This is a genomic window from Adhaeribacter aquaticus DSM 16391 (assembly GCF_000473365.1).
In the GTDB taxonomy this organism is placed as follows: Bacteria; Bacteroidota; Bacteroidia; order Cytophagales; family Hymenobacteraceae; genus Adhaeribacter; species Adhaeribacter aquaticus.
In genome coordinates this window covers 3,870,638-3,881,900 of the sequence record NZ_KI421517.1, presented here as the reverse complement: position 1 = coordinate 3,881,900, position 11,263 = coordinate 3,870,638, and the positions used below count along the sequence as shown (strand labels likewise).

General features: G+C 40.0%; 7 protein-coding genes. 3 read left to right on the top strand and 4 right to left on the bottom strand.

Translation table 11 applies throughout. The features are described from left to right. On the bottom strand, positions 1-625 hold a 625-nt coding region (locus ADHAQ_RS26345; RefSeq protein ID WP_034256931.1), incomplete at its 3' end, for a cohesin domain-containing protein. Positions 626-663: 38 nt separating this feature from the next. Further along, complete coding sequence (locus tag ADHAQ_RS0119360) at positions 664-4,776, bottom strand: Ig-like domain-containing protein (protein WP_026464351.1); 4,113 nt, start codon at positions 4,774-4,776, stop codon at positions 664-666. Positions 4,777-5,709: 933 nt separating this feature from the next. Here ADHAQ_RS0119360 and ADHAQ_RS0119355 point away from each other — a divergent pair. After that, positions 5,710-6,237 (top strand): DUF922 domain-containing protein, encoded by a 528-nt coding sequence (locus tag ADHAQ_RS0119355; RefSeq protein ID WP_026464350.1) that lies wholly within the window; start codon positions 5,710-5,712, stop codon positions 6,235-6,237. 225 nt (positions 6,238-6,462) lie between these two features. On the opposite strand, the gene ADHAQ_RS26340 is transcribed toward ADHAQ_RS0119355, so the two are convergent. Continuing rightward, on the bottom strand, positions 6,463-8,214 hold the full coding sequence (locus ADHAQ_RS26340) for a L,D-transpeptidase family protein (protein WP_051360040.1): 1,752 nt from the start codon (positions 8,212-8,214) through the stop codon (positions 6,463-6,465). Between the two features lie 516 nt (positions 8,215-8,730). On the opposite strand from ADHAQ_RS26340, the gene ADHAQ_RS0119345 reads away from it, so the two are divergent. After that, entirely contained in the window at positions 8,731-9,099 is a 369-nt protein-coding gene (locus tag ADHAQ_RS0119345) for a hypothetical protein (protein ID WP_026464349.1), read from the top strand. Positions 9,100-9,476: 377 nt separating this feature from the next. On the opposite strand, the gene ADHAQ_RS0119340 is transcribed toward ADHAQ_RS0119345, so the two are convergent. Further along, positions 9,477-10,232 (bottom strand): pseudouridine synthase, encoded by a 756-nt coding sequence (locus ADHAQ_RS0119340; protein WP_026464348.1) that lies wholly within the window; start codon positions 10,230-10,232, stop codon positions 9,477-9,479. A gap of 326 nt (positions 10,233-10,558) precedes the next feature. Between ADHAQ_RS0119340 and ADHAQ_RS28725 the strand changes: the two genes are divergently transcribed. Continuing rightward, positions 10,559-11,191, top strand: coding sequence for a YqaE/Pmp3 family membrane protein (locus ADHAQ_RS28725; protein WP_245590641.1), 633 nt, complete (start codon positions 10,559-10,561; stop codon positions 11,189-11,191). Positions 11,192-11,263 lie beyond the last annotated feature (72 nt).

The window sequence follows — 11,263 nt, the reverse complement described above, 5'->3', positions numbered from 1 at the left end:
CCGAACCAGTACCTCCGGTAGCAGCGGTATACCACAGCAGGTTAGTGCCCGTAGCTGTTAATGCCGTAGCAGCCGATCCCAGACAGTAACTAACACTGCTTACTACTGGTGCCGATGGCACCTTGGGTGCTTCAGATAAAACCTGCAACTTTCCAGATTCTGTTATCACTTTAATTGTAACAAAATCTTTATTTAAAACCTCTATAACAGCTGGAGTATTGGCAAAACTTATCGGAGTACTTGCTCCTGCCCCACCTGTAACTTTAAACCGGATTAAAAACAAAATAGCATCCTTGTTTAAGCTTTCCCCGGCAAGGGTTGCATCGTCCCAGGCAAACACAATTTCCCCCTGGTCCTTGCGGGTAGTGCCGATGTTCGAGGTTCCCATGCTGGGCAGCCCAAATTTTTCTACTCCTAGAAGGCTGACTACTTTGGGATCGAATACAATTGTACCCTGAGCCGCTATAATATTGGTAAAGCCATTTACACGTACCGGTACTAAAACTTCAGCACCGGGCATGGCAGATTCAGAATCTGCTGATAACAACAAATCTGTACCCTGGCCATAAACTTTCGATATAATTGAAACTAAAAAACAAGTTATTAAAAGCAGATATCGTTGCATGCTTACAAATGAAAGTGGTAATAAATTATTTTTGAAAGTTATTTAGCCAGGATGATCTGTACTGTTCCGGTGAACTTACCTGCTTTCATTCGGCAGAAGTAAGTGCCTGTTGCTAACTTTTTGCCAGCTTCATCTTCACCTTTCCAGTTTACAACATGCTCTCCGGCCTTATAGCGGCCACTAAACTGCTTTACTGCCTGTCCTAATGCATTGTAAATACTTAGCTCTACCTGCTGCTCTTCGGGTAATTCAAAATGAAAGGCTGTCTGCTCGTTGAACGGGTTAGGATAGTTCTGATAGAGGGCATACCTCCGGCCTTTCACTTTTACCACCGCTTCTTTGGCATGAATAGTCAGTTGCTGCAGCTTGCCGGTATAGGCGACACTACCAGTAAGAGCAGAATTTATTTCTATTTTGCTTTCGGTGCCGCCATTTCCAATTACTTTAAAGTGCACCAGGAATATAGCTGTACCATTACTCAAACTCTGACTTTTGCCGTCCGGATCTGTCCATAACGTAGTCAGCTTTCCTTGCTGGGTATTATGGGTGCCGAAGTTGCCTTCCAGGCTGCCTGATTCTACTCTTGCAAACTGCAGTACTTTGGGGTCCCAGTTAAGCGTAAACTGGTAACCACTTACATCATCAAAATTAGTAGCTGTAACCGGTACCACCACTTCTGTTCCCTGGCTTACCTGCTGGTCGGCCACCTGTAACTGCAGCTCGCCGGCAACGGCTATCCGGGCAGTATTGACATCCCAGCTATCGTTCACATCACCTAACTTAATACCTATAAAGTCCTGGCTGCTCTGGTCGGTGACGGTACTGTAGCTGCGGACACTATCGTAAGGGAAAGGCATTCTGGAGTTAGGGAAAGCAAAATCATTTTTCACAAAAGCCCACATCTTGTTGTTAGGGAAGCTGCGGGTGTTTCCTAAAATCAAGGACCGGATGTATACTATATCCGTGCTGGTTACCGAAGAAGAGCCGGATACATCTGCTGCAATTATTTTGAAAGGAGAAGCTAGCGGTTGTATGCCTAAAATATGCCGCTGAATTTGTACGATATCCAACGTAGTAATTCCATTGGTGGCAGTTACCTCTTTACGGCTGGCCGGTGCTATAACATGGGCAGTGCCTTCACTCATCTTAAAGCTAAAAGCTCCGGAAGCAGGGGTAACAACATGTTGTTTACCAGCACTACTGCTGGCTTTTACCACTACGTCTTTGAGCGGGGTACCCGATAGGGATTTAACCGTACCTGAAATAACCACTTCTTTGTCTATGCTTACCTGGCCGCTGTTATAACCAACTGTCACGGAAGCCAGGTTGTTGTTGATAAATTCAACCTTGACTGGAGAACTGCTAAGCGAAAAAATTGTACTGGCTCCCGGGCTACCAACCAACCGCAGCCGAACAGCAAATAAGATGGTGTTATCGGGTAAGCTGAAGGGCGAAGTGGCCGTTTGGTTCCAGGAAAAGCTAAGCTGACCGCTACTGGCTGCCGTGGTGCCAAAGTTAGCGCTAGTTAAGCCTGCTATGCCGAAATACTCCACGCCCACAAAAGTAGCTACGGAGCTGTTCCACTGCACACTGCCCTGCATAGAAATAATGTCTCTGAAATTAGAAACCCTTACAGGAAATATTACCTCACTCCCCTGCTGGCCATTTACTGAGCCTAAGTTAAAACTTATTGGGATTGCTGGAGTAATCGTTACGGTTATTGCAGCCCGGGGGCTTTCACAACTATTCAATGTTTGGCTTACATAATAATTAGTTGTTCCTGCTACAGCTGTGGATGGTGTTGGGGCAGTTGCTGAACCGGTGCCTCCTGTAGCAGCTGTATACCACAGCAGATTACTGCCGGTAGCTGTTAAGGCTGGAGCCATTGCTCCTTGCTGGTAGCTAAAATTACTCACGGTTGGTGCAGAAGGCAAAGCTTTAATGGTTGCTTTTATGGGTGTTCTACTACTTTCACAGGAGCCACTAACTAAGGAAACATAATAAGTAGTTGTTGCCGTCAATTCAGGCGTGGTGAAAGTAGCACTAGTAGCATTCGGAATGGCAGTACCTCCGGTAGCGGTAGTGTACCATCGGTATTCCCCATTACTTCCTCCAGTTGCCGTTAATGTTACCTTACCTGGACCACAGTTCTCAACTTCATAAGGAGTTGCCAGCGGAGGCTCTACAGGATATAAAACATTTATTGTTACCAAATTACTAAAACTTGGACATCCTCCTCCTCCTGAATAATGTGCCAGTCTTTCCACTTGAAAAGTCCTTGGACCGTTAGGCCTTGGAAGATACCCATTAATCCCTGGAGGAAAAGCACCTACACTATAATTTGGATCTGTTGTAAATCCTTGATGAAGATCTTTAAACTCAGTCCCACCAGAGGGAAGAGGAATTAGCATTCGCCATTTATATAAGATAACGTAATCGTCCAATCCGTTTGGTACAGAGCCTGTAATTCTTACAGTTTCACCATAGCAAAAGTCCCCTCCTCCTGATATTCTATTGTTCCCGGGACCATTATCTATGGTGGCAGTTACGGGCACTCTTTCACTTTCATAACTACCACTTACTAATGACACATAATAAGTAGTTGTGGCACTTAACATTGGAGTGGTATAAGTCGCATTAGTAGCATATGGAATTGCAGTGCCTCCGGTAGCGGTAGTGTACCATCGGTATTCCCCATTATTTCCTCCAGCTGCCTCCAATGTTACATCACCCGCGAAACATCTTCTACCTCCCTTAACAGTAGGAGGTGTAACAATGGGAGCTGGAGAAGAGCTGCTCAATTTTGCTACAAAAATTCCTTTATCTCTGGCAGTAAGGGTTTTCCCACCAAAAGTAGCATTACCAGAATATTCTCCCGTTAGGTATATATTACCGCCAAAGGCTACAAGGCTTTGACCATAATCGCTACCGGAGCCTCCGGCGTTTTTTGTCCACTGTTCACCTCCCAGCTGATCAAATTGTGTAACAAAAACATCAATACCTGTGCCAGTTCTACTCTCAGTTTCACCCGTTACTAAGGGCTGACCAACATCATCCAGCGTAATTCCGTAGCTCGTATCATCACCGGTGTCTCCATAACTTTTTGCCCACTCTACAGATCCATTTTCGCTGCTGTATTTAACCAGAAAGTAATCAGCCATTCCTCTACTCTGGAGCCTGCTACTGCCAAACGAACCCGTGCCTGTAAAACTACCTGTAACAAAAGCATTGCCGGAAGCATCCACCGCAATGGTCTGGCTTTTATCATTAAATGTTCCGGAAGCGCCGCCTGTTTGTGCCCACACCACATTACCAGAACTATTATATTTGGCAACAAAAATATCCGAATCCCCATCACTCGTGAGTAGTACTCCACCAAATGTACCTGTTTTATAATACTCTCCTATTATGTAAGCATTACCTGAACCATCAACGGCCACTTCCATCCCATGATCATGATAGGGCCCTCCGGCACTTTTTGCCCAAAGCAAATTTCCTGATCCATCGTATTTGGCAATAAACATTTCCCTGTCACCTGTGCTGGTAAGCGTAGTACCACCAAAGGAAACCGTAGTATAAAAACTTCCTGTCACGTAAACATTTCCGGACCTATCTACTGCTATGCCATTTCCCTGATCGGTGCTGGTTCCTCCGGCACTTTTGGCCCAAATTATATTTCCTGAAGCATCATATTTAGCGATAAAAACATCATCATCCCCAGTGTTGGACAAAGTAAAAGAGCCAAAAGAAGCCCGACTACTTTTGAATCGCCCGGTTATGTAAACATTCCCTGCACCATCTACTGCAATACTCCGACTTTTATCGGAACCACTTCCTCCGGCACTTTTGGCCCAAAGTACATTTCCCGCAGGATCGTATTTAGCTATAAATAAATCATAATCCCCACTGCTGTTTAGGGTTATATTCCCAAATGTGATAGAAGATTCAAAATTGCCGCTTACATAAATATTTCCAGAAGCATCTCTGGCTATATCGTTTTTGTCGCCTAATGAACTAGCACTACGGTAGGTATCTTCACCTATTCGGTTTGCCCAAATAAAATCAGGCGCCTGGGCCTGGGCTAGTGCATATGTATGTATTAAAAACTGTCCTAAAAGGCACAGTAAAAAAAATTTGTAGAATTTTTTCATGCAGTGTTTTTTTAATACTAAATCACAGAAAACAATCGTCTAGTGTTCTGCTTATTTATTTGAAAGTTTAGAATAACATTAGATCAAAACTTAACAAATAGCTTATAGAGGAATAAATTTTAATAAATAATATAAGCTTAATTTGTGATAATAAAGTAATAAAAATAATTAATATATTACAATTATTACATACGAATTATATAATAATAAGATTATATTTTGTTATTATTATAATATCAAACTTTAATCTGCTGTAATTCAATAATATAAAAGCCTGAAAAAATTAAATTTTTTAAGTAAGAATCAGAAATAGAAGATTAGGAGCACCAGAAAGCAATAGCATTTAGAGAAAACTGGAGAACCGAAGGTCTCAGATTAAGTCTTCATTAATTATTGGACTGTATTAATTAGTTGTCTTTAATACCTTATAAAATCTGGTTCCCGGTCCTAACTTTTAATACAATATAAAAAGGGTAAATAACTTTATTATCTAGCCGGTTAACTTAGCGATTTCAGATTTCCACCTGGTATTGGTTTAGGGTTTTAAGAATTTTCCGATAGCGCGCGGCGCAAACCCACCAGAGGAGTAGATCATAGTGCATTTTGTTTTAGCCTCTAAAATGCAAATATTTAACATGCCAGAACGGCCTTAGTTATGTTATAAATTCTATTTTAACACTGTTAAAAATTATCATAGATCTTAGCATTTCACAAATATCTTAACAGGTAATAATCAACTGGTAAAACCAAATTATAATCCGTTGTCACCTCTTAAAAAAGCTATTATAATTGTTTGGAATGCTCTTTGCTACCCTTCCCACTGTAGTGCCCGGTTTTAGGTTATTATTGGACAAAAGATTGCACCTGCATTAGTAGCGGGCAAACTTAAAGCCCATAAAAAACGTCTGGGTTGGATTAAACGAAAGGGGATGTATGAAAGTATGGTATTTGATTTTTTTGGGTATGGTATTATCCTTATCCGGGTATAGCCAAAAGAGCGATACCCTGGTTTATAATCCTGAAAAGAAACTGACCTGGGATGATTTTAAAGGAAAGCCGAACTATAGCCGTTCGGAGGCTGGTGCGCAAATAATTGTTTCTATTAATTTACGGGTTAAAAAAGTTAGTTTCTGGTCGGGCAAAACTACTTACGATGTATATGCTATTGCCTTCCGTAATCAGTCGTGGGTAAAACCCGGATACAAAGATGCTTATACCCTGGCTCATGAACAAGTACACTTTGATATTGCTCATATCTTTGCCGAAACATTGGAACTTCAGTTAAATAGTTTGGGTGCTGACGAACAAAAAGAAAAAGTAGAAGAGCTGTTGCAAAAAAATTCCCGCGAAATGGGGCAGTACCAGGTATTGTATGATCGGGAAACTAATGGTGGGAATAATAAAACCAAACAAAAGCAATGGGCTGAAAAAATTGCAGCAGACTTGAAAATTTTAATTTAGAGCTGTAATCCTCTTTTTAACACCATTGTTATCTTTATTTATTAAAGATATGGAATATTATACTTCTTATATTTAGTCTTAACTAAAACCGAGGTTTAAAAAGCAGTGGCTGTCGGCAAAACAGGTGAACAACCTATTACGCCAACAGCCTCTGCTTTCTAATTATTTATTAACTACTTCCGAAGTTTTATTAACTACTTCCGAAGTAATATTTTTACTTTTATACTACCGAAGTGCTACAAAAGAAGGATTTTTCAGAGTAGCTAACTGAGCCTGATCATAACCATACACATCGTCCCGGAACTGTAATTGACCATCATGTACAAAAGCGGTCAGGTACATAATGTTAACCTTAACGGCTTTTTTCAGACCTACTTTGGTTGATTCTAACTGGTTCATTTTTTCCTGAATTTTATCTACCGTCCAGGCATTATCATTTTTAAGTAATACGGTAGCAAGCTTACCCGGATTTTCTAACCGAATGCAACCATGGCTATAGGCCCTTTTGTTTTCGTTAAATAATTGTTTAGCCGGTGTATCGTGAATGTAGATGTTTAATGGATTAGGGAATAAGAATTTAACAGCACCTAACGCATTCTTTGGATTTGCTTTCTGGACTATCCGGTATTTAAAATTTTCGGGCGTTACGGCTTGCCAATTAATGGCATAAGCATTAAGCGGCTTAGCGGTGGCACTATAGGAATCGTAAAGCAGAAAGTTGTTTTTTTCCAGGTAACCGGCGCTTTTTTGCAATTGCGGTAAAATCTCTTCCCGGGCAATTTGGTCCGGCACATTCCATTCCGGACTAAAAACGATGGTCTCTAAAGAATCTTCGAAAACAGGAGTTGCAAAGTTCGTTTTACCTACCACTACCCGGGACTCTAGAACTTTTTTATTGGCTTCGTAAACCCGCAGCTTGAATTCCGGAATATTTACGGCAATTACCGTTTCAGTTCCGCGACGTGGCTGCCAGCGCAAGCGCTCCAGGTTAACAATTACTTGCTCGATCCTTTTTTCAACTGGTACATTTAACGTATTAACTGTTTTCTGATCAACTTTGCCAGTTACCTGTAAACCATGGCGCTTCTGAAATTTTTCTACCGCCTTAGAAACCGCCTGATCATACAGGTTTCCCTTGCTTAAAGTACTATCCAGGTCACCGGAAAATACCAATCTTTTCTTCAGAATTGTTACTGCTTCATTGGCGTCATTTTTAACTACTATTTTATTGTTAGTTGGCCAACCTCCTATTTCTGCTATGCCTCTTAAATTAGCCAGTTCTCGTTTAAGTTGAGCAGAAGCCGGATTCACATTAGCCAGTTCTGTTAAAGATTCTTTGATTTTGCTTGTCTGTAAAGCGTTTTGTAAATGGGGAACCAGTGCAAGTTGTTTTATTTTTATGTGCCAGTTAGCATCTAGCTGAGTTGGAGATATACTGCCATTATATACATGAGAAGCATATAATAAATAAGCTGCTGTTGCTACCTGGTCTAATTCTGCAACCCGGGCAGCATCCGAGAACAAACCTTCCTCAGCTGTTAATGTTTCTAGTTGATGTACATGATAAGTAGCAGGCTGTAACCCTTCTTGCCCCGCTTTCCGGAGCACACTCAACAAAGAATCTAAATTAGATTTATCAGACGCTGATTGCAGCCAAAGTGGTTTAAAATTATTCGCCTCATATAGCTCCGTTAAAGCAGCGGTCAAAACCGGGCGTTGTGCCGGATTTACAAATAAACCAGCGGTTGTTTTTTCATTAAGTTGGATTTGCAGGTTACCAGCAACTTTTTCCTCGAAAGCGGTGCTAAAAGTAAAAGCCGAAAGAAAAGAAACCAAAACAATTAATCCGGTACCTATTGCCAGGCTATATCCTTTACTAGGTAATTGCTTTACCAGATATCTTGTTCCTGATGCCAGATTATTTTGTTTAACAATCTGAAATACATTAGATAAATCAAAATTAAGTTTCATTTTCATAACCTTTCGCTCCCTACCTGTTTTTATAATGAACACTTCAAAATTACCGGGTAAAAAGGCCAGAAAAAGTTTTTTTCGATGGGCCTGGATAAACGTAAGTTAAACGGACCATTTATCCGGACAAACTGTTTTTTAATGGCTTCCTCCTAATTAAATATAATTATTTATATATTTTAAATACAAATTTTGATCAATTAGTTAATTTTTCCTCCTTAACTTCTTGTTGCTCCCTGTGATTTTGCCAAGTTTTTTTGAACAAGCAAAAATTGTAAAAGTTATATTAATAAAGGGAAATCAGGACCAACCTTCCTTTCCTTATTCTTCCGGATTGTTTAATACCAAAATAGAAAGGTGAAGATACTATTGAATAAGTTCTAGCAAACTGTATAACAGAGAGTGAATTTTTACTAAATGTTTTAGCCAATATAAATTATATGCTATTTAATTTAGCCAAAACTCAACAAGATGCCCCTTAAAACCGTATTCTTATTAGCAATAAGTTTAAAAGATTTAGTTATGAAAGTTAAAGTAAATGAAAAACCTTTCTTAGCGGAAGGCCGACATATAGTTACTATTACGGAAGTAGAAGATGGCAAAAGTGAAAATAAAGATATTCCTTTTTTTAATTGCCGATTAGAAAACGAAGAAGGTTTTATAAACCAGCGGTTTTACCTGAGCGAACCCGGACAACCAATTCTGGCTTCTTTCTTACAAGCTCTTAGTATAAAAAGCACCGAGTTTGATACGAAGGAATTAAAAGGTAAATCTTTATCCGTAGAAGTAGAAGAACGTTCTTATGAAGATGCGGAAGGTAAAACCAAAACCATTAAACAAGCCACCCATTTTCAACCCACTGGCCAGGCGCAGACTTCAAACAAGTTTTAAATCTCATTATTTTTGTTTTAGAAAAGGAGCTTATTGCTCCTTTTCTAAAATCTTTGCCTTTAAATTCCGGTTTAACTAGATTAAATACAAAATATATTATTTTTAAAATTGATAACTCCGGTCTCAGCCTCTAACAGCTAATGTAATACCATTAAAGTAGTACCTAATTAAAAATTTATTGGGTTTAGGGCAAAAAAAAAAGAGGCTAAACGTTTCAAGTTTAACCTCTTTTTATATTAGCTATCACTTTCGATTTAGCTTACAATATATTTTACGCATCAACTCTGAATAGGTTTAAAATAATTTTATCTTTTTAATTTTAAATTAATAAACAGGTTCAACCGGTTTGATTAGAAGTAAGAATATGAACTTAATTATTACTGGTCCGAATTGTAAACCATGGGAACTGGTTGCGGAAGTGCCACTTCACTAGCCAAAATATATTGCCACGAAAACTCCTGGCACAACCGAAGCATATTTTCGGACATCTGTGCTTTTATCTGAATTTGTTCTCCGATAAAAGGATGCTCAAAGGTTAGAGAGGCAGCATGCAGTAAAAGATAAGGGCTGTTGAGGTTTTCCAGAAACATACGGTTGTGGCGCCAATCGCCGTGTTTTTTATCACCCACAATATAATGCCTGAGGTGCGCAAAATGCTTCCTAATCTGGTGCATGCGCCCTGTTTCAGGCTTTATTTTTACCAAACTATAACGAGCGGTTTGGTAAGGCCCAACCGGTATCGGCAGCTCAACTGTAGCCAGGCGGGTAAAATGGGTTATGGCGTCCTGTGCTTCTTTGTGCTGGTGGTCTTTATCCGGACGAATGGGACTATCAATAGTTCCTCCTTCCGGAGTATAGCCCCTTACAATTGAATAATAAATTTTATCTGGTTGGCGATCGGAAAAGGCTTGCACAAGGGGTGCAGCGGCTTCAGATGTTTTAGCAAAAAGCAATACTCCCGAAGTTCCCCGGTCCAGACGGTGCAGCGGGTACAAACGATACCCCAACTGATCGCGCAACATTTGCAGAGCGAATTCTTTTTTTTCTTCTGCTATCCGGGTACGGTGCACCAGCAATCCATTAGGTTTATTAATGGCTACATAATGCGCGTCTTCATATATAATCTCCAGCACGTTTATTTACTTTATAAAAGCCGCAAATTACTTTATTTATTTTACTAGAAGTAACTATTCCGGATAAGGCAAGTTTATACTTTCCTTCTTACAAGTTTTTTTTGGATCCTGCTAAATTTTAGACCAACACCCAGATAGCCTTTTCTTGGTAAAGGACAATTTTCATCTACCCCAGAAGGGTAACCTATAAATTCTTTGTTTTTAAATTAATTAAACCATTAAGGCTGGCAATAGTATTAAGGTAGTACGAACCTTGGCGTAGCAGGTAATAGTAGGGAAAGCAGGTTGCTCTTTAATTTGATTTTACCAACTTAAATTATACAACTATGAAAAGCAAGTTTTTACTACAGGTGGCAGGCGTTTTATTTGTCAGCCAATTTTTATTTTCGTGCGGCACCAAAGAGTATTTTAGTTTTAGCTCCTCTACTCCTACTTACTACACGAAGGTGAAAGCTAAGCCCGCTTTAGCCAATGATCTGAAAACAGAAAATTCAGAAGCACCCGAAACCACCCAAGCAAATACCGCCATAACTCAGCTCAATTCGAAAACTGAACCAATATTGGAAGCTAGTGCCGGTGCCGCGGTGCCTGTACTTTTGGAGAAAAATATTAAAACCTTTTCACAAGTAAATTCTGCTGTTTTGGCAAATGCTACGGCTGAAAAACAACACCAGACCGTTTCCGAAGCCAATATGCTCAACTTAGCTAAGGAACGATTGGCTACCATGACCAAAGCGGAAAAAAAGGAATTTAAAAAGGATGTTAGAAGATCCATTACTGAAAGCGCTGCTAAAAGCACCAATATATTGCTGGTCATTCTGGCCATCCTCATACCGCCACTGGCTGTAGGTTTATATGAAGGTATCACAAACCGTTTCTGGATTAGTTTATTATTAACCCTGCTATTGTTGTTGCCAGGCATAATTTACTCCTTATTAGTTGTAACTGGCAGCATTTAAGGCTAAACAACTTTAAAAGAAAGAGCGGCCTTGGTTAATAAACCAAGGCCGTTCTTTTTGTATCTTCCTAAT